The organism is Cognatilysobacter bugurensis (genome assembly GCF_014652095.1).
GTDB classification, from domain to species: domain Bacteria; phylum Pseudomonadota; class Gammaproteobacteria; order Xanthomonadales; family Xanthomonadaceae; genus Cognatilysobacter; species Cognatilysobacter bugurensis.
This window is the reverse complement of sequence record NZ_BMYD01000001.1, coordinates 366,482-384,936: the sequence shown is the minus strand read 5'-3', so window position 1 is coordinate 384,936 and position 18,455 is coordinate 366,482. Positions and strand designations below refer to the sequence as shown.

At 67.6% G+C, this 18,455-nt stretch carries 21 protein-coding genes; 8 read left to right on the top strand and 13 right to left on the bottom strand.

All coding sequences use genetic code 11. The features are described 5' to 3' along the window. Positions 1-13: 13 nt before the first annotated feature. From sdhA to IE075_RS01880, 4 genes are all read right to left on the bottom strand, one after another. Positions 14-1,768, bottom strand: coding sequence for a succinate dehydrogenase flavoprotein subunit (gene sdhA / locus IE075_RS01895; RefSeq protein WP_229792363.1), 1,755 nt, complete (start codon positions 1,766-1,768; stop codon positions 14-16). A gap of 43 nt (positions 1,769-1,811) precedes the next feature. After that, the gene (gene sdhD, locus IE075_RS01890; protein ID WP_189452757.1) at positions 1,812-2,216 is read right to left on the bottom strand and encodes a succinate dehydrogenase, hydrophobic membrane anchor protein; all 405 of its coding nucleotides are present in this window, start codon (positions 2,214-2,216) and stop codon (positions 1,812-1,814) included. Then, the gene (gene sdhC / locus IE075_RS01885; RefSeq protein WP_189452755.1) at positions 2,213-2,608 is read right to left on the bottom strand and encodes a succinate dehydrogenase, cytochrome b556 subunit; all 396 of its coding nucleotides are present in this window, start codon (positions 2,606-2,608) and stop codon (positions 2,213-2,215) included. Before sdhC ends, sdhD begins: the two co-directional genes overlap by 4 nt. A gap of 93 nt (positions 2,609-2,701) precedes the next feature. After that, a complete protein-coding gene (locus IE075_RS01880; RefSeq protein ID WP_189452753.1) occupies positions 2,702-2,878 on the bottom strand; it encodes a DUF1674 domain-containing protein in 177 nt (58 codons plus the stop codon). A 30-nt stretch (positions 2,879-2,908) separates the two neighbouring features. Between IE075_RS01880 and ygfZ the strand changes: the two genes are divergently transcribed. Then, a complete protein-coding gene (ygfZ, locus tag IE075_RS01875; protein ID WP_189452751.1) occupies positions 2,909-3,784 on the top strand; it encodes a CAF17-like 4Fe-4S cluster assembly/insertion protein YgfZ in 876 nt (291 codons plus the stop codon). A 91-nt stretch (positions 3,785-3,875) separates the two neighbouring features. On the opposite strand, the gene IE075_RS01870 is transcribed toward ygfZ, so the two are convergent. The 6 genes from IE075_RS01870 to IE075_RS01845 all read right to left on the bottom strand — a co-directional run bounded on the left by IE075_RS01870 (position 3,876) and on the right by IE075_RS01845 (position 10,201). Next, positions 3,876-6,149, bottom strand: a complete 2,274-nt coding sequence (locus IE075_RS01870; protein ID WP_189452749.1) for a thiamine pyrophosphate-dependent enzyme — start codon at positions 6,147-6,149, stop codon at positions 3,876-3,878. 60 nt (positions 6,150-6,209) lie between these two features. Then, on the bottom strand, positions 6,210-6,851 hold the full coding sequence (locus IE075_RS01865; RefSeq protein WP_189452747.1) for a glutathione S-transferase family protein: 642 nt from the start codon (positions 6,849-6,851) through the stop codon (positions 6,210-6,212). Further along, positions 6,848-7,417 carry a GNAT family N-acetyltransferase gene (locus tag IE075_RS01860; RefSeq protein WP_189452745.1) on the bottom strand — a complete coding sequence of 190 codons (570 nt, stop codon included), beginning with the start codon at positions 7,415-7,417 and terminating at the stop codon, positions 6,848-6,850. The genes IE075_RS01865 and IE075_RS01860 overlap by 4 nt, the downstream gene beginning before the upstream one ends. Beyond that, positions 7,414-7,959, bottom strand: a complete 546-nt coding sequence (locus IE075_RS01855) for a GNAT family N-acetyltransferase (RefSeq protein ID WP_189454719.1) — start codon at positions 7,957-7,959, stop codon at positions 7,414-7,416. Before IE075_RS01855 ends, IE075_RS01860 begins: the two co-directional genes overlap by 4 nt. Before the next feature lie 101 nt (positions 7,960-8,060). Continuing rightward, positions 8,061-9,224, bottom strand: coding sequence for an acyl-CoA dehydrogenase family protein (locus tag IE075_RS01850; protein ID WP_189452743.1), 1,164 nt, complete (start codon positions 9,222-9,224; stop codon positions 8,061-8,063). 137 nt (positions 9,225-9,361) lie between these two features. After that, positions 9,362-10,201, bottom strand: coding sequence for a glycine zipper 2TM domain-containing protein (locus tag IE075_RS01845; protein ID WP_308427802.1), 840 nt, complete (start codon positions 10,199-10,201; stop codon positions 9,362-9,364). Positions 10,202-10,362: 161 nt separating this feature from the next. On the opposite strand from IE075_RS01845, the gene IE075_RS01840 reads away from it, so the two are divergent. Continuing rightward, positions 10,363-10,572, top strand: coding sequence for a DUF6116 family protein (locus IE075_RS01840; protein WP_189452741.1), 210 nt, complete (start codon positions 10,363-10,365; stop codon positions 10,570-10,572). 4 nt (positions 10,573-10,576) lie between these two features. After that, complete coding sequence (locus IE075_RS01835; protein ID WP_189452739.1) at positions 10,577-11,365, top strand: TatD family hydrolase; 789 nt, start codon at positions 10,577-10,579, stop codon at positions 11,363-11,365. Between the two features lie 21 nt (positions 11,366-11,386). Here the strand turns inward: IE075_RS01835 and IE075_RS01830 are convergent, their stop codons facing one another. Next, positions 11,387-12,232: a tRNA threonylcarbamoyladenosine dehydratase gene (locus tag IE075_RS01830; protein ID WP_189452737.1), complete on the bottom strand. Its 846-nt coding sequence runs from the start codon at positions 12,230-12,232 to the stop codon at positions 11,387-11,389. A 124-nt stretch (positions 12,233-12,356) separates the two neighbouring features. On the opposite strand from IE075_RS01830, the gene IE075_RS01825 reads away from it, so the two are divergent. Beyond that, complete coding sequence (locus tag IE075_RS01825) at positions 12,357-12,782, top strand: cytochrome c (protein ID WP_229792262.1); 426 nt, start codon at positions 12,357-12,359, stop codon at positions 12,780-12,782. A 104-nt stretch (positions 12,783-12,886) separates the two neighbouring features. Continuing rightward, on the top strand, positions 12,887-13,387 hold the full coding sequence (locus IE075_RS01820) for a glycine zipper 2TM domain-containing protein (RefSeq protein ID WP_189452732.1): 501 nt from the start codon (positions 12,887-12,889) through the stop codon (positions 13,385-13,387). A 109-nt stretch (positions 13,388-13,496) separates the two neighbouring features. Here the strand turns inward: IE075_RS01820 and IE075_RS01815 are convergent, their stop codons facing one another. Further along, the gene (locus tag IE075_RS01815) at positions 13,497-13,706 is read right to left on the bottom strand and encodes a cold-shock protein (RefSeq protein ID WP_189452730.1); all 210 of its coding nucleotides are present in this window, start codon (positions 13,704-13,706) and stop codon (positions 13,497-13,499) included. 210 nt (positions 13,707-13,916) lie between these two features. Here IE075_RS01815 and IE075_RS01810 point away from each other — a divergent pair, with 210 nt between their 5' ends. The 3 genes from IE075_RS01810 to IE075_RS01800 all read left to right on the top strand — a co-directional run bounded on the left by IE075_RS01810 (position 13,917) and on the right by IE075_RS01800 (position 16,758). Beyond that, complete coding sequence (locus IE075_RS01810) at positions 13,917-14,402, top strand: DUF456 domain-containing protein (RefSeq protein ID WP_189454715.1); 486 nt, start codon at positions 13,917-13,919, stop codon at positions 14,400-14,402. A 109-nt stretch (positions 14,403-14,511) separates the two neighbouring features. After that, a complete protein-coding gene (locus IE075_RS01805; RefSeq protein ID WP_189452728.1) occupies positions 14,512-15,777 on the top strand; it encodes a phospholipase D-like domain-containing protein in 1,266 nt (421 codons plus the stop codon). 24 nt (positions 15,778-15,801) lie between these two features. Beyond that, positions 15,802-16,758, top strand: coding sequence for a patatin-like phospholipase family protein (locus tag IE075_RS01800; protein WP_189452726.1), 957 nt, complete (start codon positions 15,802-15,804; stop codon positions 16,756-16,758). Positions 16,759-16,937: 179 nt separating this feature from the next. Here the strand turns inward: IE075_RS01800 and IE075_RS01795 are convergent, their stop codons facing one another. Next, positions 16,938-18,455, bottom strand: a complete 1,518-nt coding sequence (locus IE075_RS01795; protein ID WP_189452724.1) for a fumarate hydratase — start codon at positions 18,453-18,455, stop codon at positions 16,938-16,940.

The window sequence follows — 18,455 nt, the reverse complement described above, 5'->3', positions numbered from 1 at the left end:
ACGAATCACAGCGTCAGTAAACGCGCTTCTTGGCGGGCACCACGGCAACGTCGTCGGTCAGCGTATACATGTGCACGGGGCGGTAATCGATGCGGGTGTTGCCCTTTTCGTCGACCCAGCACAGCGAGTGCTTCTGCCAGTTGGCGTCGTCGCGATCCGGGAAGTCCTCGCGGGCATGGGCGCCGCGCGACTCGGTGCGATTTTCCGCCGATACGATCGTCGCCAGCGCCTGATCGAGCAGGTTGCCGAGCTCGTAGGTCTCGAGCAGGTCCGTGTTCCAGATCATCGAACGATCCGCCACGCGCACATCCTCGAATGAGGCGCGGATCTCGCGCATCTTGCGCACGCCATCCGACAGGGTCTCGCCGCTGCGGAACACCGCGGCGTCGGCCTGCATCGTGCGCTGCATCTTGTCGCGGATAACGGAGGTCGGCGTGCCGCCGCTCGAATTGCGCAGACGATCGAGACGCGCAAGCGCGACGTCGCATGCATCGCGCGAGAGCGTGCTGTGGGTCGCGCCGGGCTTGATCGTCTCAGCGCAGCGGTTCGCGACGGCGCGGCCGAACACCACGAGGTCGAGCAGCGAGTTCGAGCCGAGGCGGTTCGCGCCGTGCACGGATACGCAGGCGGCTTCGCCGATCGCGTAGAGACCCGGCACCACCGCGTCCGGATCGCCATTGCGCAGCTGCACGACTTCACCGTGGAAGTTCGTCGGGATGCCGCCCATGTTGTAGTGGACCGTCGGGATGACCGGAATCGGCTGCTTCTCGACGTCGACGTTCGCAAAGATGCGTGCGGACTCGGCAATGCCCGGCAGCTTCTCGTGGATCACTTCCGGGCCGAGGTGCGTGAGGTCGAGCAGGATGTGGTCCTTATGCTCGCCGACGCCGCGGCCTTCGCGGATTTCGAGCGTCATTGCACGGCTGACCATGTCACGCGGCGCGAGGTCTTTGACGCTCGGCGCGTAGCGCTCCATGAAGCGCTCGCCCGCCGCGTTGCGCAGGATGCCGCCTTCGCCGCGCACGCCCTCGGTGATCAGGCAGCCCGCGCCGTAGATGCCGGTCGGGTGGAACTGCACGAACTCCATGTCCTGCATGCCGAGGCCGGCACGCAGCGCCATGCCGCCGCCGTCACCGGTCGACGTGTGCGCGGACGTCGCGGAGAAATACGCACGCCCGTAACCGCCCGTGGCGAGCACCGTGCCCTGGCCACGGAACAGGTGCAGCGTGCCTTCCGACATGTCGAGCGCGAGCACACCACGGCACACGCCGTCGGCGTCCATGATCAGGTCGAGCGCGAAGTACTCGATGAAAAACTGCGCGTCATGCGCAAGCGACTGCTGATAGAGCGTGTGCAGGATCGCGTGGCCGGTGCGGTCGGCGGCGGCGCAGGTGCGCTGCGCCGGCGGACCCTCGCCGTAGCGCGTGGTCATGCCACCGAACGGGCGCTGATAGATCTTGCCTTCCATCGTGCGCGAGAACGGCACGCCCTGGTGCTCGAGCTCGATGATCGCCGGGATCGCCTCGCGGCACATGTACTCGATCGCGTCCTGGTCGCCCAGCCAGTCCGAGCCCTTGACGGTGTCGAAGAAGTGGTAGCGCCAGTCGTCCTCGCCCATGTTCCCGAGCGCGGCGGAGATGCCGCCCTGCGCGGCAACGGTGTGCGAGCGCGTCGGAAAGACCTTGGAGATGCACGCGGTCTTCAGCCCCTTCTGGGCGAGACCGAACGTCGCGCGCAGCCCGGCGCCGCCGGCGCCGACGACGACCATGTCGAACTTGTGTTCCTGGATCGAATAAGCAGCCGGCACGGCGTCAGGCTCCGAGAGCGATGCGAACGATGGCGAGCACGCCGGCGATCGCCGCGAGTGCACAGACAAAAACGTTGATGAGGTGCAGCGTCACCGCCCAGACGGGCGTATGGACGTAGTCCTCGATGACGACCTGGAAGCCGAGCTTCGAATGCCAGAACGTCGCGATCGTGAACGCAACCAGCAGCGTCGCGTGCAGCGGATGCGCGACCGTCGCGCGTACGGCGAGGTAGTCGTCGCCGACGAGCGAGATCACGAGTGCGATCACGTAGATCGACAGGAACAGAAGCGCGATCGAGCTGATGCGCTGCGCGATGAAATGGTCGGTGCCGCCCTTCGCGGAGCCGAGGCCGCGCGCACGCTTGAGCGGGTGGCGAAGTGTCGCCGGGCCGTTCGGATCCTGGCTCATGCCCCGCCCTCCTGCATCATCGCGATCACCCACACGAGCGCGGTCACGAGCAGGCTGCCGATGATGGTTGCCCAGCTGCTGCGGATCACGGACTCGATCTTCATGCCCACGCCCGCGTCCTGCGCGAGGTGGCGGATACCGGCAAACGAGTGGAACGCGAGCGCCCACGTCCAGACGAAAAGCACGATGAAGCCGAGCGGCGAGCGCACGAGCTCGACGAATTCGAGCCATGCGGCATCACCCGCCGCGAGCGCGACAAGTCCGGCCGTGAACAGGAACGCCGCGAGCCCGGCGATGATGCCGGTAGCGCGCGTCAGGATGGACACCACCATCTGGACCTGCCAGCGGTAGACCTGCAGGTGGGGCGACAGGGGGCGTGGTCGATGCGCCATGAAATGGCAGTCTCGGCTGGGCGGCGGTGCCGCGTGGCGGGTGCGACACACCGCGCGTGCGGAACGCGCGGTGTGGACAGGTACGTGTGATGCCTAAAAATCGATGCAGCGGCCGTTCTTTTCCCAGTCGCCATAGCGCGTCGGATCAGGACCGTCGCGACCGCCGATCTCCTCGGGCTTCGCATCCTGCGTCGAGCCACTATCAGCTGCCGGCGCGGACTGAGCGTCCGGGTCGGCATCGTCGGGGATCGGAGTGGTTTCGCCTATCATCACAACGTTAAAGCTTAAGTCCGCGCCCTCATGCCTGACAACCCGCCGCACGTGCCGAAACAGCCCTTTGCCCTGACAGGACACCGCGTCGTCACGCTGATTGGCGCGGACGCCACGTCTTTTGCGCAAGCCCAATTCATGAATGACGTCGCCGCGCTGGAACCCGAGCGATGGCAGTGGAACGGCTGGCTCACGCCAAAAGGGCGCCTGATCGCGCTGTTCGCGCTCGTCCGGATCGACGCCGAGACCTTGTGGCTCGTGTTGCCTGACGCTGAAGTGGGTGCGTTTGCGGCGGAACTCAAGCGGTTCGTGTTCCGCGCGAAGGTGAACGTTTCAGTCCGGGACGATCTGGTCGCCTGCGGCGCCTTCGATGCGCCGGCGGCGGCGCAGGCGAACGCGGTTGCCCCGCTCCCACACGGCGGGGTCGAGCTCGACGTCGGCACGGCCACGGCGCCGCGCACCCTCGTGATCCTGCCCCGGGACGAGGCCGCCGAGCCGGACGAGGCACTCAACGCTCACTGGTCGTGCTTCGACATCGAGCATGGGGTGCCCCGTCTTCCGGCGTCGCAGGCGATGCAATGGACGCCGCAGCAGCTGTCGCTCGACCGGCTCGGCGCCTTCAGCGTCCGGAAGGGCTGCTACCCCGGCCAGGAGATCGTCGCGCGGACGCACTTTCTCGGAAAGGCGAAGCGCGGCTTGGCGCTGCTCGATACCGACGCCTTGGTTGAGCCCGGTGCCGAGGCGTCCAATGGCGATGCGGCGCTGGGCACCGTCATCGCGGCGGCCTCGCCGCCGGGGCGCCACGTCGCGCTCGCTGTCGTGGGCCTCGGTCGCGCCCAGCCGGCCGAACGGGCCGGCGGGGTGGCGGTGCGCGAGGTGCCTCTGCGAGACGGGCTGGAACGCTGACCGCCTCGCGAGATTCGGCCTAGGCGCACGCAGGCGACCGGGATAGAGCGGCCCGATCGCCGGAGCAAGCGACCGGCGCCGGTTCTCCTACTCAGGGTCGGGAGAGCCGCTCCGCGGCGGCCACGATGTCTTCCTCGCCTGGAATCACGAGGAACGCGGCGCCTGCGAGCGGCGTGTAGGTATCCGCGCCGACGACGCGCTGCAGCGGCACCGCGCCGAAGCCGGCCTCGCTGAGCGCCGTGATCACGCCCTCGCCCACGCCTGCGCTGCGGCGTCCCTCGTCGACCACGATGACGCGCTTCGCTCCGCGCGCCTGTTCCGCAATGTAGGCGTCGTTGAGCGGGACCAGCCAGCGCAGGTCGACGACCTTGACGTTCCAGCCGTGTTTCGCCTCGATTGCTCGCGCAGCGCGCAGGCTCATCGGCACGCCGTTCCCGTACGTGAACACCACGAGATCGTTGCCCTCCCCGTACGCACGACCTTCGCCGAGCGCCATCGCTTCGCCCGGCGCGGGGTACGTCGTCAGCCAGCCGCCGTCGCCGGGCTCGTGCAGATCCTTCGCCATGTAGAGCGCGATCGGCTCGAGAAAGACGCAGACGCGGCCATCGACCTTCGCGAGCGCCATGAGCGTGCGCAGCATCGTCGCCGCGTCGTCGCCGCGCGACGGGCAACCGACGACGAGTCCCGGGATGTCGCGCAGCGCCGTGATCGAGTTGTCGTTGTGGAAGTGCCCGCCGAACCCGCGCTGGTAGCCAAGGCCCGCGATGCGCACCACCATCGGGTTGCGGTACTGATCGTTGCTGAAGAACTGCAGGCTGCAGGCCTCGCCGCGGATCTGGTCGCAGGCGTTGTGGAAGTACGCGAGGTACTGGATCTCGGGCACCGGCAACAGGCCGACATTCGCGAAGCCCTGCGCCATGCCGAGGATCATCGTCTCGTCGAGCAGGGTGTTGAACACGCGGCGCGCGCCGAACGCCTTCTGCAGCCCCTTGGTGACGGTGTACACGCCGCCCTTCTGTGCGACGTCCTCGCCGAACAGCAGCGCCTCCGGATACTTCGCGAACAGGTCGTGCAGTGCCTGGTTGATTTGGATCGCGAGGTGCTTCGGCGGCTGCCGCTCGGGGAGCTTTTCCTCGCTGCCGAACGCGGCGAGGCGGCGCTCCGGGTAATCGGCGCGACGCGCCTCCGCGTCGACGGCGTCGGCGGTGTAAGGGGCGAGTGGTGCGACCACCGCGTCGAGCGACTGCAGCCGGGGCCGGCGATCCGCGTCTTCCGCCGCGGCGAAGCAACGCTGGCGCATCGATTCGTACAGCTCGAGGATTTCATCCCTCGACATCAGCCCCGATTCGAGCGCGATCGCCGCGGAACGCAGCAGCGGGTCGCTCGCCTCGACCGCGCACAGCTCTTCGATCGAACGCCACTCGATCTCGAAGTCCGTGCCCGCATGACCCATTACGCGTGTCGTGCGCAGGTGCAGGAAGGTCGGCCGGCGCGTCCGACGGCAGTGCTCGACCGCGCGCTGGACGTCCGCGTAGCCCGACGCGAGGTCGAGGCCATCCGCGTAGAAATAGTCGAGACCGTCCATGCTCCGGAAGCGGTTGCCGATCCAGCCCGTCGGCGTCTTTACCGAAATACCGATGCCGTTGTCCTCGCAGACGAACAGCACTGGGGCGGGCAGCTTCTGGTACGCCGTCCAGGCGGCGGCGTTGAACGCGGTCTGCGCCGTCGCGTGGTTCGCGGACGCATCACCGAACGAGCAGATTGCGATGCTGTCGCCGGGGATGGGGAGCGTGTGGCCGAGGCGTCGGCCGGCCTCGATCGCGATCGCGGTGCCCAGCGCCTTCGGCAGGTGCGAGGCGATCGTCGAGGTCTGCGGCAGCACCCACAATGGTTTGCTGCCCCACACCTTGTGGCGACCGCCGCTCGCAGGGTCCTCCGCGCTTGCAGCGAAGCTCAGCGCCGAGTCCATGACCGGATCCATGCCCGGCAGCTTGCGGAAGCGCTCGGCCATGAAGCCGCCGGAGCGGTAATGCAGGAACGCGGGATCGGTGTGGCGCGTGAGCCGCGCGACCATCGCGTTGCCTTCGTGGCCGCTGCTGCCGATCGTGTAGAAGACCTTGTTCTGCACGCGCAGTACGCGCGCCATGAGGTCGAGATGGCGGCTGATCAGCTGCGACTCGAACAGTTCACGGAACCCGCGTGCGTCGAGTGCGCTGCCGTCGAGGATCGCCTCGTCCGGTGCGGGGCGCGCATCGGGCCGTCCGTCCCATGCCTTCACGAACTCGCTGAAGTTGACGTCGCAGATCTCGGCCCGGTTCAGGCCTTTCATGCGGGCGGGGATGGGATTGGGGATCGTGGCGAACATGTAGGGACCGGCGATGCGGGCAGTGCCCGCAGTGGAAGGAGGATGGAAAACCGCGACGGACTAGGCCGACGCGTCGATGCGCCCCTGGGCCGCGGCATCGGGCGCCGGCATCGGCACGAAACCGGGCGTGGCCTGGACGCGCGTGATCCAGTCGCGGATATGCGGGTACGGGTCGAGCGACACGCCGCCGTGCGGGGCTACGTGCGTGTACGCGAACAGTGCGACGTCGGCGACGCCGTACTGCCCGCCGGTGAACCATGGATGCGCAGCCAGATGCCGCTCCATCACCCGAAGCGCGTCGTGCGAGCGCTCGCGCAGGCGCGGTAGGTCGTCGCGTCGGGGCGAGTCGGCCGGCGTCCAGCCGCAGATGAAACGCGCGACTGCAACGTACGGCTCATGGCTGTACTGCTCGAAGAACATCCAGCTCAGCGCCTGTGCGCGTTGCCATGCGTCGGCCGGCAGATATGGCGTGGCGTCGGCGAGCCAGCACAGGATCGCGTTCGACTCGACAAGCACGCGCCCATCGTCGAGTTCGAGCATTGGCACCTTGCCGTTCGGATTCTTGGCCAGGTACTCGGGCGTGCGCGTCGCGCCGATGCTGCTGTCGGTTTCGACCCAGCGGTACTCACGCCTGAGCTGCGCGAGCAGCAGACGCACCTTATGGCAGTTGCCGGAAGGCGAAAAGCCGTAGACGGAGGTCATGCTGCCGCGCCCCGGCGTGCACGCCACTGCTCCCGCGTCTGGCCCCACACCTCGACGTCCAGCGTGTCGAACGGCGGCGGCAGCACTGGCCCGCTCCGCTGCCGGGTGGAGCCGAGGCGTTGGGCGAGCACGAGCGACGGTGCGTTGTCGGGGTCGATCGTGTGGATGACGTCCGTCCAGCCCAGCGTCTCGAACGCCCAGTCGATCGCGGCGACCGCGGCCTCGTGGGCATATCCCTTCCCGGTCGCTTCGCGAGCCAGAGTCCAGCCGACCTCGGTGCCCGGCCAGCCTTCGGGCGACCACGGGCCGATGCGCCCAAGCCAACGACCGCTCGATGCTTCGACCACCGAGAACATGCCAAACCCGTGCGCCGCCCAGCATCCGATCATGGTCATGAGCCCCCGCCAGGCCACCGCCCTCGGCTGCACGCCGCCGATGTAGCGGACGTGGTCGGCGTCCGCCATGAGGGCCGCCCAGCTTTCGAAGTCCTCTGCAGACGGCGGGCGCAGGACCAGCCGATCGGTGCGGAGCGTGGGCCCGAGGGCCGTCGGAGGCAGCCCGCTCATACGAGCTTCTCCGCGCGCCGGGCGCGCCAGTCGCTGCGCGTCTGACTCCAGATTTCAATCACCTGCGCATCCAGCGGCGCCGGGAACACGCCGCGGCCGCGATTGGTCGCGCCGAGACGCCTCGCGACGTTCTGCGAGGCGGTGTTCTCTGGCGAGATCGAGTGGATCACCTCGTCCCAACCGAGCACATCGAAGGCCCAGTCGATCGCAGCGGCGCAGGCTTCTGTCGCGTACCCACGGCCCCACGCCTCGGGGTGCAGGGCATAGCCGACTTCCGTGCCTGGCCAACCGTCCGGCTGCCACGGCCCGGCCTGGCCCATGAAGCGGCCGCTCGCCTTCTCCTCGACGGCGAACATCGCAAAGCCCTGGAGGGCCCACGCGCCCGGCATATGCAGGAAGCGACGCCATGCATCCGAACGAAGCAGCGGCCCGCCGATGTGGCGCGTCTCGGGCGCCGCGAACATCTCGGCGTAGCGCTCGAAGTCGTCGCGCTGCCACGGACGCAGGATAAGGCGGTCGGTTTCCACCCGCGGGCCGGTCATGTGCACGGCGAACTCCGTTTCGATGGCGACCACGCGCCGGACGACGGTGGCCGCGGGAATCGGCGTCGCATGCGACGCCTGCTTCGATCAGGCAAGCCCGATCAGAACGCGTTGATGCCCGTGAGCTCGCGGCCCACGACGAGCTGGTGCACGGTCTCCGTGCCCTCGTACGTGATGACCGACTCGAGGTTGAGCGCGTGGCGGATCGGCGAGTGCTCGGTCGTGATGCCGGCGCCGCCGAGCAGGTCACGGCACTCGCGCGCGATGTCGATCGCCATGCGGCAGTTGTTCCACTTCGCGAGCGAGACCTGCGTCGGCTGCATCGTGCCGGCGTCCTTCAGGCGGCCGAGCTGCACGACGAGCAGCTGGGCGAGCGTGATGCGACGTGCCATCTCGGCCATCTTGATCTGCGCGCTCTGCGTCGCCGCGACGGAGCGCCCGAACAGCATGCGCTCCTTCGTGTACTTGAGCGTCTCGTCGAGGCAGGCGATCGCCGCACCGATCGGGCCCCAGGTGATGCCGTAGCGGGCCTGCGTGAGGCAGCCGAGGGGGCCCTTGAGGCCCTTCACGTTCGGCAGGCGGTTCGCGTCGGGCACGCGTACGTTGTCGAAGAACAGCGACGACGTCACCGACGCGCGCAGGCTCATCTTGTGCTTGATCTCCTGCGCCGCGAAGCCCTTCATGCCCTTCTCGACGAGGAAGCCCTGGATGCCGTCCTCGGTCTGCGCCCACACGATCGCGATGTCGGCGAGGTTGCCGTTCGTGATCCACATCTTCGAGCCGTTGATGACCCAGTCGTCCCCGTCACGCTTGGCGACGGTCTTCATGTTGGCCGGGTCGGAACCGCCGTGCGGCTCGGTGAGGCCGAAGCAGCCGATGACCTTGCCCGCAGCCATGTCCGGCAGCCAGCGCATGCGCTGCTCTTCGCTGCCGTAGGCGTAGATCGGGTACATGCAGAGCGAACTCTGCACCGAGACGAAGCTGCGGATGCCACTGTCACCGCGCTCGAGCTCTTGGCAGATCAGGCCGTAGCTCACCGCGTTGAGGCCGGCGCACCCGTACTGTTCGGGCAGCGACGAACCCAGCAGGCCGAGTTCCGCAATTTCGCCGACGAGTTCCTTTGGAAAGCGCCCCTGGTCGAACGCGTCGCCGATGATCGGCAGCACCCGCTCGTCGGTGAACCGCGCGACGGTGTCCTGCACGGCGCGCTCTTCTTCGGTGAGCAGGGAGCGGACGTCGAACAGATCGTAGGGCTGCAGGGCCATGGTGCACTCGGCAAAAGTAAAGTGCTCGATTGTACAAGCCGCCCTCGCCCGCACCACCCGTTTTTTTGCATTTCGCCAACAAAAAAACGGGGCCGGTCGCCCGGCCCCAATCGTGTACTAGCGCAGTGGAACGCGCGTCAGCCGCGCGGCGCAGGCTCGAATGCAGCCGCGGTCTGCGTCACGACCTGCCCGTCGATGACGGGCAGGCGCGGGCCGGGACGGTCGTCGAGGCGCACGGTGTCGACACGGCCCTGGTAACGGTAGCTCACGTCGTAGCCGACCACGTGGTCCTCGCTGCCGAGGCGCACGCGGTTGCCCGGGCGGCTCGCCATCTGCATGGTGCCGGTCGTGCCGTCCGAATTGCGGTAGGTCACGTTGTAGCCGACCACGCGGGAGGACTTCGAATCCGAGTACACCGTGCGGCACTGGCGGTCGGTGCGAGTGACCACCTGGCCGCCGACGTGGTTGCGGTCGACGCGGTTGCCCACGAAGCCACCGGCCACCGCGCCCGCCGCAGTCGCGACTTTCTTGCCGTTGCCGCCGCCGACCTGATTGCCGACCAAGCCGCCGATGAGCGCACCTGCCACCGTGCCGCCGACGTTGCCGTCGCGCTCGGGCATGCGGTCCTGCACGACCACGTCCTCGCAGACCTCGCGCGGAACCGAGGTCGTGCTCGTTTCACGCACCGGGTCCGTCGCGATGACGGTCGCGTACAGCGGGCGCTGCTCGCGCACGGGGTCGACTTCGACGATGTCGGCGTACTCGATGCTCGGCGTTTCAGGCTGAGTGGCGACGCGCGGATCGATGAGGTTGGTCTGCGCCATGTCGAGTGGCGCGCCTTGCACTGCCGGGGCGGGCGCAGCGGTCACGAGGGGCGACGCTCCGGTCGACGGAGTGCGGAAGCTGTCGTACGCGGCAACGGCCACGCCTCCTACGAGCATCGATGCGACGGCGACCGCGATGATGTTCTTGTCCATATGAAGCTCCTGCGTCCGCGCTGGCGGCTTGTTGAGGGTACGGCCGCATTCGAGCACTGCGAAGCTGAACGGGCACCCGAATTTTTAACGTCAAGCTGTCGTCAGAATGAACCGAGGCCTGCGTGATAGCGTCCTTGGCTTCTGTATGCCGGGGATTCCAGATGCGCTTTCTCGTGCTTCCACTGCTCAGTCGCGTGCGTCGGCTGCGTCATCCGACGCTGTTCAAGCTGACGTTGATCGCGTTCGCCATCAGCGTGCTGCTGCCCGACCCGATCCCGCTCGTCGACGAGATCGTCCTCGGCCTCGCAACTGCATGGCTCGCGAGCCGCAAGCAGGCGCGCGAGCCGATCGACGTCACGCCGGACCGCTGAGCCGGTGTACGTCGACACCCACAGCCACGTTGACGTCGACGCGTTCGACGCGGACCGCGGCGCTGTGCTCGATCGCGCGTCGGCAGCGGGTGTGCTGCGCCACGTGGTGCCGGCGATTGACGCCGCCGGATGGCCGCGGTTGCGCGAGGTCTGCCAGGAACACGAGGGGCTTTTCCCTGCCTACGGCCTGCACCCGATGTTTCTCGACGCACACAGGGATTGCGACGTCGACAGCCTGCGCGATTGGCTCGCGCGCGAACGGCCAGTGGCCGTTGGAGAGTGCGGTCTCGATTTTTTCGTCGACAGCCTGGATCGCGACCGGCAGAGCCGGCTGTTCGACGCCCAACTGCGGCTCGCGCGGGAGTTCGACCTGCCTGTGATCGTGCACGCGCGCCGCGCGGTGGACGCGGCGATTGCGGCGCTGCGCCGTGTGGGCGGTCTGCGCGGCGTGGTGCACAGCTTTTCGGGCAGCCTGCAGCAGGCCGAGGCGCTCGCGAAGCTGGGGTTCCTGCTAGGTCTCGGAGGCCCCGTGACGTACGAACGCGCGAACCGCTTGCGCCGACTTGCTGCGGATGTACCGCTGGAGTGGCTGGTGCTCGAAACAGACGCGCCGGATCAACCGGACTGTTGCCACCGCGGCGAGCGCAACGAGGGGATGCATCTGCCGTTCGTTGCGGCGACGATCGCCCGGCTCCGCAACGAGGCCGTCGAGCGCATTGCAGCCGTCACGACTGCGAATGCGGAGCGATTGTTCGCATTGAACGCCGCGGAGGTTCGACAACGCGTCACCTGACCTGACCCGCGGCAACACACTTCAGGCGTCCTGAGAGCGCGCGTCGCCGCCGACCTCGACCTTCGCGCGCACCTTGAGCAGCAACTCGATCGCCTTCCCGGCGGCAACGAAGGCAAATGCGCCGGTGATGTGTGTCGCCGCACCGAGTCCGGTGCCGCAATCGAGCTTGAGCGCCGCATCCGGCCCTGCGCTTGGACGAACGCCACAGACGGTTCCGTCCGCCTGCGGATAGCGCACGTTCTCGAGCGAATACACCGCCGGCACGCTGAAATAGCGCCCCGCGTTTTTGGGGAAATTGAACTCGCTGCGCAGCTTCTTGCGGATCAACGCAAGCATCGCGTCGTGCTCGGTGCGCGATAGATCGCGGATGCGGACGAGTGTCGAGTCGGTCCGTCCGCCGGCTGAGCCGACGACAACGATCGGCAGCTTGCGGCGGCGGCACCACGCGATGAGCTCCACCTTGCTCCGGAAGCTGTCGCAGGCGTCGAGCACCAGGTCGAAGCCTCGGTCGAGCAGCGCCTCGATGTTACTGGCCGTGAGAAAGCTCGCGACCGGGTCGACATCGATCTGCGGATTGATCGCACGGCAACGTTCGGCCATCGCGTCGACCTTCGCACGCCCGTACTGCCCCGCGAGCGCAGGCAGCTGACGATTGGTGTTCGACACACAGATGTCGTCGGCATCGATGAGCGTGATGTGGCCCACTCCGCTGCGCGCGAGCGATTCGACGAGCCACGACCCGACGCCGCCCATGCCGACCACGGCGACGCGGCACTGTGCAAGGCGCGCGTACGTGCCTGCACCATAGAGTCGGTCGATGCCTGAAAAACGCTCCTGCCAGGCCGGATCTTGTGCGTGATTGCTCATGTGCGCATTGTAATCGTGCGCGCTGCGCAGCCGCCCGACGCGTGCAAACGACCGTTTGGAGGTGCGTGCTAAGGTGCGGCGGTAGCCCGCAGGGAGTGCCGCGATGAGTACCGAAACCCCTTCCATGTCCCGCTCGACCCAGGCCCGTCGCTACTTGGCATTGTTCCTGGTCGGCCTGCTCGTCGGCGCGATTGCGACCACCATGGCGCTGCGCGCGATCGAGGCGCGACAGGACCACTTCGACCAGGCCGTGATGCGGGTGCAGCAGTGGCACGTGAACGAGCTTGCGGCCAACATCGAGAGCAACCGCTGTGCGGCAACGGACACGCTGCCTCACCTGCGCACGCTGCGCGCGCTGGCGGATGACCTCGAGCCCGCGTTCCCGGACCTGCGCGACGACGCGCGTTACATGCAGCATGCGAGCAGCATGCGTGCCGCGGTCGACAATGCGCTGGCATCGCCTCCGATGAACTGCCCGGGCCTCAGCGCAACGGTGCAGAACGTGCGCGAGGCGTGCAAGGCCTGCCATCAGGACTTCCGCGGCAGCTGAACGGCGTCCGCACGCAGGCGGTTCGGTTGATGACGCATTCACGAGGCCGCGCCTAGCGTGGCGGCGCGTGGCGGATGCACCGCCGCTCCACTGCAGGAGGTCCCATGAAGACGGGTATTCGTTTGGCTGGCATCGCGTTTGCTTCCACGCTCGCATTGTCCGGCTGTGCAACGCACGGCGGCGCCGGTGTCGGCGCGTCGGGATACGGCGCCTCGGGCGGCGGTTACGGCGCATCGGCCGGCGGCTACGGCGCATCCAACACGAGCTGTTATGACTGCGGCACCGTCGTGCGCATCGAGCAGTCCGGTGGCAGCGCGGTGCCGAACGCGGCAGGCGCCGTGATCGGCGGCTTGGTCGGCGCGGCGGCAGGCCGTGAGATCGCCGAAGACAAGAGCGACGGCCGCCGCAACACCGCCACCGTTGCTGGCGCGGCAGCGGGTGCCCTCGCCGGCAACGCGATCCAACGCAATGTCGCCGGTGCCACGTACAACGTGCACGTGCGCATGAACGATGGACGCGTCACGGTCGTGACCCAGAACGATCTCGGCGGCGTCCGTGAGGGGTCGTACGTCCGCGTCGCAAACGGGCGTGCCTGGTTGCGTTGAGTTCAAGTGCCTCGTGTTGAACGAACGGCCCGCTTCGGCGGGCCGTTCTTCGTTTACGCACGTGGCAAACCCGGCCGCAGCCCGGTTTCCCCACCCAGCCGAGCGATCGTTACAACGGCTGCACGGACTCGGCTTGCAGGCCCTTCTGGCCCTGCGCCACAGTGAAGCTGACCTGCTGACCTTCCTGCAGGCTCTTGAAGCCCTGGCTCTCGATGGCGCGGAAATGCACGAACACGTCTTCACCGCTCTGGCGGCTGATGAAGCCGAAGCCCTTGGCATCGTTGAACCACTTGACCGTTCCGGTTTCACGGTTCGACATTGACCTTCTCCTTGTAACGTTGCGTTGGAATGCGCGGCGGTCGCCGCATGCTGGTTGCAAGGAGGAAGCGGTGCAACGATGTAGCGATCAACGATCATCCGCATCGGGCCACGATTCAGGGTGACCCTTGGCAACAACAGCGCAGGCAACGTAACGGTCGCCTGTTCGAATTGCAATCGGGCCGTGGCCCCCTTCATTCGCGAGGATGCGATGGACTTGCAGGTCGTGTGGTACGCGGTGGCGGCACTTCTCGTCCTGGTCGGACTGGCGGGCATCGTGCTCCCTGCCCTGCCCGGCGTCCCGGTCATCTTCGCGGGCCTGTTGCTCGCGGCGTGGGCCGACGGCTTCGAACAGGTCGGGACCGTAACGCTGGTGATACTCGGTGTGATGACCGTCGTCTCCCTCGGCGTCGACCTCGTCGCGACGGCGATGGGGGCCAAGCGCGTCGGCGCCAGCCGGCTTGCACTGATCGGTGCGGTCGTCGGCACGTTTGCGGGGCTGTTCTTGGGGATCCCGGGCCTGATCGTCGGCCCGTTCGCGGGCGCGCTCGTGGGCGAGCTGATTCACGGCCGCCAGGTCGGCCAGGCGGCGAAGGTGGGCTTCGGCACGTGGTTCGGCATCCTGCTCGGTGTCGCGCTCAAGATCGGGCTCGCATTCGCGATGCTTGGGCTGTTCGCGTTTGCGTGGTTCGTCTGACGCGCGTGCGACGCGAGCGGCCGTGACCCAGGCGGCACTTCACATCCCTTTGGTCGAGCCAGCGCCACAGTAGCGTTTGGCGGCCGTGTGAGCCGCTGGAGCCGTGCCCATGCTGTCGACGATCGTTGCGACCGTGCTGGTGACCGTGCTGGTCGTGCTCATCGCACTCAACGTCGCCGCGCCCGAACGCAAACTTCAACGCCGGATCGCGCATCGCTACGCGACCGAGGATGAGCAGTTCCTGCGCGAAATGTCGGTGCTGCTCGGCCCGGCGATTCTCCCGGGAAATCGCGTCGTCGCGCTGCAGAACGGGGACGAGATCTTCCCCGCCATGCTCGAGGCCATCCGCGGCGCGCAGCGGACGATCACGTTCGAGACCTACATTTACTGGGCCGGCCACATCGGCACCGAAGTGGCGGAAGCGCTGGCCGAGCGGGCGCGGGCGGGTGTCGCCGTCCATGTCACCGTGGACTGGGCCGGCGCATTCAAGATGGACGACGAACTGCTGGACTGCATGCAGTCCGCAGGCGTCGAGCTGCACCACTACCGGCCGCTGCGCTGGTACAGCCTGAGCCGTCTCAACAACCGCACGCACCGAAAGTTGCTGATCATCGACGGCGTCGTGGCGTTCACCGGCGGCGTGGGCATCGCGGATCCGTGGCTGGGGCATGCGCAGGACAGCGACCACTGGCGGGACATGCACTTCCGCATCGAGGGCCCGGTGGTTGCGCAGGTGCAGGCCGCGTTCAACGACAACTGGATCAAGACCACCGGCGTCGTCCTCAACGGAGAGGACTACTTCCCGCCGCTGGAGCCTGCGGGCAATAGCCCGGCGCACATGTTCATCTCCTCCCCCGCCGGCGGCAGCGAGAGCATGCACCTGATGTACCTGATGTCGATCGCGGCGGCGCAGCGCACGATCGACCTGTGCGCCGCGTACTTCGTGCCCGACCATCTAATGCGCAAGGCACTGATCGACGCGCGCGAGCGCGGTGTGCGCGTGCGCGTGCTGGTGCCGGGTATGTACATCGACTCGATCTCGGTGAAGATCGCGTCGAAGACGTGCCTGGGCGAGCTGCTGCTGGCCGGGATCGAGATCTACCACTACTGCCCCACGATGCTGCATCTCAAGATGCTGATCGTCGACGGCGCGATGGTGTCGGTGGGCTCGACGAATTTCGACCGGCGCTCGTTCCGTCTCAACGACGAGGCAAGCCTGAATATCTACGACGCGGAATTCGCCGCGCAGATGTCCGCGATCTACGAAACGGACCTGCAACGCGCGGAGGCGTATACCTACGACGATTGGAAACGTAGACCGCTGCGACGGCGCATCTTCGAGCAGCTGGTCCAGCCCTTCCGATCGCAGCTGTAGCTTTCGAACCACAAGGAGCGTGACATGCAGGCGAGGCGCATTCTTTCGCTGGACGGCGGCGGCATCCGCGGGCTGGTCACCTGCCGCTGGCTCGAGAACGTTGATGCTGCGCTCGCGGCTGCCGGCAAGGGCGGCCTGAGGGATCGGTTCGACCTGTTCGCCGGCAGCTCGACAGGGGCAATGATCGCCTGCGCGCTGGGCCTTGGCCTGCCGCCCGCCCACATTGCCGAGCTGTATCGCGTGCATCGGCACACGATATTTCCGGGCATTGCACGACGCCTGTGGTCGCGCTTGGGTCGCACGTTCGAGCACGGCACGTCCGCACCGCGCTACGACGGGCGCGGGCTCGAGCGCGTGTTGCAAGACGTGTTCGGCACGGCGCGGATGGGCGACCTTGCCAAGCCGACGCTGGTCACGGCCTACGACACGATCGGCCGCCGGCCGGTCATCTTCAAGAGCTTCAAGCCGGAGCACGCCCAGCTGCCGGTGTGGGAGGTGTGCCGCGCGTCGTCGGCCGCTCCGACGTACTTCCCCGCACACGGGATAACGTTCAATGGCCGGCTGCACGCCCTCATCGACGGCGGCGTGGTGGCGAACAATCCCACGACCTGCGCAATCGCCGAGGCGCTGCGCAAGGACAAGCGTGTCGACCGCAGCGGCGAGCTCGTGGTGCTGTCGGTCGGCAGCGGCGAGCGCAACCGCGCGATCGACCTCGCATCGGCGCGCGAATGGGGCGCGCTCGAATGGGCGATCCCGATCATCGACGTGCTCTTCGACGCGAGCAGCGACTCGGTCGACTACATCGCGCACCAGCTCGTCGGCGACGGCTACTTCCGGCTGCAGACCGAACTCGTCGTCGGCCTCGACGACCTGGACGACACGAGCGACACGAACCTGCTCGCGCTCGAGACGCTGGCGCGCGACTACCTGGCGCGCCCAACAACGCGCGGTATCGTCGATCGGCTGGTTTCGATGCTCTGAGCGTGCGTGCGCGGCGCTGGCGCATGTCGCGTCGCCCCGTGCCTGCCACTTCAGCGTCGGCTTGTCCCGCTGGCGGGCTGCCCGCCCCGCGCCGTGCGGTCACACTGTGGCGAGGCGCGCGGCACGAGGAGCGGCCACACCGCTCCCGTGATGCATGCGCGCCGGATGCCCTAGTGCCGTCAGGCCACCACGACCGGAATCTTGCCGATGCGCGCCTGCCATTCCTTCGGACCGGTGCGGTGCACCGATTCGCCCTGGCTGTCGACGGCGACGGTCACCGGCATGTCCTCGACCGTGAACTCGTAGATCGCCTCCATGCCGAGGTCGGCGAAGCCGACCACGCGCGACTGCTTGATCGCCTTCGACACGAGGTACGCCGCGCCGCCGACGGCCATCAGGTAGACCGACTGGTGCTCGCGAATCGCGTCGATCGCCGCCGGGCCGCGCTCGGCCTTGCCGACCATGCCGAGCAGGCCGGTCTGCTCGAGCACCTGCGCGGTGAACTTGTCCATGCGCGTCGCCGTGGTCGGGCCGGCCGGGCCCACGACCTCGTCGCGCACCGGATCGACCGGGCCGACGTAGTAGATGAAGCGGCCGCGGAAATCGACCGGCAGCGGCTCGCCCCGGTTGAGCATGTCGACGATGCGCTTGTGCGCGGCGTCGCGGCCGGTGAGCAGCTTGCCGTTGAGCAGCAGCACTTCGCCGGGCTTCCAGCTTGCAACGTCCTCGGGCGTGACCGTATCGAGGTCGACGCGGCGGCCCTTGCTCGCGTCGTACGTCAGCTCCGGCCAGTCGGACAGCGACGGCGGGTCGAGCATCACCGAGCCGCTGCCGTCCAGGGTGAAGTGCGCATGGCGCGTGGCGGCGCAGTTGGGGATCATCGCGACCGGCAGGTTGGCCGCGTGCGTCGGGTAATCCTTGACCTTGATGTCGAGCACCGTGGTCAAACCGCCCAGGCCCTGCGCGCCGATGCCGAGCGCGTTGACCTTCTCGTACAGCTCCAGGCGCAGTTCCTCGGCTCGATTGCTCGGCCCGCGCGCCTGCAGGTCGGTGATGTCGATCGGCTCCATCAGCGCTTCTTTCGCGAGCAGCATCGCCTTCTCTGCGGTGCCGCCGATGCCGATGCCGAGCATGCCCGGCGGGCACCAGCCGGCGCCCATCGTCGGCACCGTCTTGAGCACCCAGTCGACGATCGAATCGGACGGGTTGAGCATCGCGAACTTGGTCTTCGCCTCCGAGCCGCCGCCCTTCGCCGCGACGATGACGTCGACCGTGTTGCCCGGGACGACCTTCATGTTCACGACGGCCGGCGTGTTGTCCTTCGTGTTCTGGCGCTTGCCGGCCGGATCCGCGAGCACGCTTGCGCGCAGCTTGTTGTCCGGGTGGTTGTACGCGCGGCGCACGCCCTCGTTGACCATGTCTTCCACGCCCATGGTCACCCCGCCCCACTGCACCTCCATGCCGATCTCGAGGAACACGGTGACGATGCCGGTGTCCTGGCAGATCGGCCGGTGGCCCTCGGCGCACATGCGCGAATTGATGAGGATCTGCGCGATCGCATCCTTCGCGGCCGGCGACTCCTCGCGCTCGTACGCGGCGGCGAGGTTCTTGATGTAGTCGACCGGGTGGTAGTAGCTGATGTACTGCAGCGCGTCGGCGACGGACTGGATGAAGTGCTCTTGCTGAATGAAGATCAC

Bases quoted from the DNA above. Each gene is read 5' to 3' on its own strand.
- sdhA (WP_229792363.1), bottom strand. From the start codon at position 1,768: ATGGTCGTCGTCGGCGCCGGCGGCGCCGGGCTGCGCGCGACGTTCGGT.
- IE075_RS01855 (WP_189454719.1), bottom strand. From the start codon at position 7,959: ATGACCGGCCCGCGGGTGGAAACCGACCGCCTTATCCTGCGTCCGTGG.
- IE075_RS01850 (WP_189452743.1), bottom strand. From the start codon at position 9,224: ATGGCCCTGCAGCCCTACGATCTGTTCGACGTCCGCTCCCTGCTCACC.
- IE075_RS01870 (WP_189452749.1), bottom strand. From the start codon at position 6,149: ATGTTCGCCACGATCCCCAATCCCATCCCCGCCCGCATGAAAGGCCTG.
- IE075_RS01830 (WP_189452737.1), bottom strand. From the start codon at position 12,232: ATGAGCAATCACGCACAAGATCCGGCCTGGCAGGAGCGTTTTTCAGGC.
- IE075_RS01845 (WP_308427802.1), bottom strand. From the start codon at position 10,201: ATGGACAAGAACATCATCGCGGTCGCCGTCGCATCGATGCTCGTAGGA.
- sdhD (WP_189452757.1), bottom strand. From the start codon at position 2,216: ATGAGCCAGGATCCGAACGGCCCGGCGACACTTCGCCACCCGCTCAAG.
- sdhC (WP_189452755.1), bottom strand. From the start codon at position 2,608: ATGGCGCATCGACCACGCCCCCTGTCGCCCCACCTGCAGGTCTACCGC.
- IE075_RS01800 (WP_189452726.1), top strand. From the start codon at position 15,802: ATGCAGGCGAGGCGCATTCTTTCGCTGGACGGCGGCGGCATCCGCGGG.
- IE075_RS01880 (WP_189452753.1), bottom strand. From the start codon at position 2,878: ATGATAGGCGAAACCACTCCGATCCCCGACGATGCCGACCCGGACGCT.
- IE075_RS01810 (WP_189454715.1), top strand. From the start codon at position 13,917: ATGGACTTGCAGGTCGTGTGGTACGCGGTGGCGGCACTTCTCGTCCTG.
- IE075_RS01825 (WP_229792262.1), top strand. From the start codon at position 12,357: ATGTCCCGCTCGACCCAGGCCCGTCGCTACTTGGCATTGTTCCTGGTC.
- IE075_RS01840 (WP_189452741.1), top strand. From the start codon at position 10,363: ATGCGCTTTCTCGTGCTTCCACTGCTCAGTCGCGTGCGTCGGCTGCGT.
- ygfZ (WP_189452751.1), top strand. From the start codon at position 2,909: ATGCCTGACAACCCGCCGCACGTGCCGAAACAGCCCTTTGCCCTGACA.
- IE075_RS01865 (WP_189452747.1), bottom strand. From the start codon at position 6,851: ATGACCTCCGTCTACGGCTTTTCGCCTTCCGGCAACTGCCATAAGGTG.
- IE075_RS01860 (WP_189452745.1), bottom strand. From the start codon at position 7,417: ATGAGCGGGCTGCCTCCGACGGCCCTCGGGCCCACGCTCCGCACCGAT.
- IE075_RS01820 (WP_189452732.1), top strand. From the start codon at position 12,887: ATGAAGACGGGTATTCGTTTGGCTGGCATCGCGTTTGCTTCCACGCTC.
- IE075_RS01815 (WP_189452730.1), bottom strand. From the start codon at position 13,706: ATGTCGAACCGTGAAACCGGAACGGTCAAGTGGTTCAACGATGCCAAG.
- IE075_RS01805 (WP_189452728.1), top strand. From the start codon at position 14,512: ATGCTGTCGACGATCGTTGCGACCGTGCTGGTGACCGTGCTGGTCGTG.